The organism is Bradyrhizobium viridifuturi (assembly GCF_001238275.1).
Taxonomy (GTDB): Bacteria; Pseudomonadota; Alphaproteobacteria; order Rhizobiales; family Xanthobacteraceae; genus Bradyrhizobium; species Bradyrhizobium viridifuturi.
The window spans coordinates 1-1,594 of sequence record NZ_LGTB01000114.1 but is presented as its reverse complement, the minus strand read 5'-3'; the positions used below and the strand labels follow the sequence as shown (position 1 = coordinate 1,594).

The 1,594-nt window shown below is 65.7% G+C and carries 2 protein-coding genes; both read left to right on the top strand.

Going from position 1 to position 1,594, the window contains the following annotated elements:
• Nucleotides 1–1,416 (top strand): ATP-binding response regulator (locus ALC15_RS40850; protein WP_157861001.1); only part of this gene is annotated, 1,416 nt, incomplete at its 5' end.
• Nucleotides 1,417–1,430: 14 nt separating this feature from the next.
• Nucleotides 1,431–1,594 (top strand): chemotaxis protein CheW (locus ALC15_RS47060; RefSeq protein ID WP_200914754.1); only part of this gene is annotated, 164 nt, incomplete at its 3' end.

Here is a 1,594-nt window from a genome sequence, read left to right as displayed (position 1 = left end):
TCCGGCCGCGGCGTCGGCATGGACGTGGTGCGCACCAACATCGACCAGATCGGCGGCACCATCGACATCAAGAGCGTGGCCGGCGAGGGCGCCTCGGTCACCATCAAGATCCCGCTGACGCTTGCGATCGTCTCGGCGCTGATCGTGGAAGCCGGCGGCGACCGTTTTGCGATCCCTCAATTGTCCGTGGTCGAGCTGGTGCGGGCCCGCGCCAACTCCGAGCACCGCATCGAGCGGATCAAGGACACGGCAGTGCTGCGGCTGCGCAACAAGCTGCTGCCGCTGATCCATCTCAAGAAGCTGCTCAAGATCGACGACGGCGCGACCCCGACCGACGCCGAGAACGGCTTCATCGTGGTGACGCAGGTCGGCAGCCAGACCTTCGGCATCGTGGTCGACGGCGTGTTCCACACCGAGGAGATCGTGGTCAAGCCGATGTCGACCAAGCTGCGCCACATCGACATGTTCTCCGGCAACACCATTTTGGGCGACGGCGCCGTGATCATGATCATCGATCCCAACGGCATTGCCAAGGCTTTGGGTGCCTCCGGCTCCTCGGCCCATGACATGGCCGACGACAATGCCAACGCCCATGCCGCGAGCGGCGAGCAGCTGACCTCGCTGCTGGTGTTCCGCGCCGGCTCCAGCCAGCCCAAGGCGGTGCCGCTCGGCCTCGTCACCCGGCTCGAGGAGATCGCAACCGACAAGATCGAGCTCTCGAACGGCCGCTACATGGTGCAGTACCGCGAGCAGCTGATGCCGCTGGTACAGATGGCGGGCGTCGAGGTGCAGTCGCAGGGCGCGCAGCCGATCCTGGTGTTTGCCGACGACGGCCGCTCGATGGGGCTCGTGGTCGACGAGATCATCGACATCGTCGAGGAGAAGCTCAACATCGAGGTCGCAGGCAGCCAGGACGGCATTTTGGGCTCGGCTGTGATCAAGGGCCAGGCCACCGAAGTGATCGACGTCGGCCACTTCCTGCCGATGGCGTTCGCCGACTGGTTCTCGCGCAAGGAGATGCGGCCGTCGGCTTCGGCACAGTCCGTCCTTCTCGTCGACGACTCGGCGTTCTTCCGCAACATGCTGGCGCCGGTCTTGAAGGCCGCCGGCTACAAGGTGCGGACCGCGCCGAATGCCCAGGAAGGCCTCGCCGCGCTGCGCTCGGGGCAAAGCTTCGACGTCGTGCTGACCGACATCGAGATGCCGGAGATGAACGGCTTCGAGTTCGCCGAGAACATCCGCAGCGATCACAATTTCAACCAGCTGCCGATCATCGCACTGTCGGCGATGGTGTCGCCGGCGGCGATCGAGCGCGGCCGGCAGGCCGGCTTCCACGACTATGTCGCCAAGTTCGATCGTCCCGGGCTGATCGCGGCGCTCAAGGAGCAGACCGCCGAGTTGCGGCGCGCCGCTTGAAGGAAACAGCATCGATGACCAAGACCGAGACCAGTGAAGGCGCGATGGCCGAATACGTCACCGCGGTGATCGGCGGGCAGCTGTTCGGGCTGCCGATCTCGCGGGTGCAGGACGTGTTCATGCCGGAGCGGCTGACGCGGGTGCCGCTGGCCTCCAGCGAGATCGCCGGCGTGCTCAA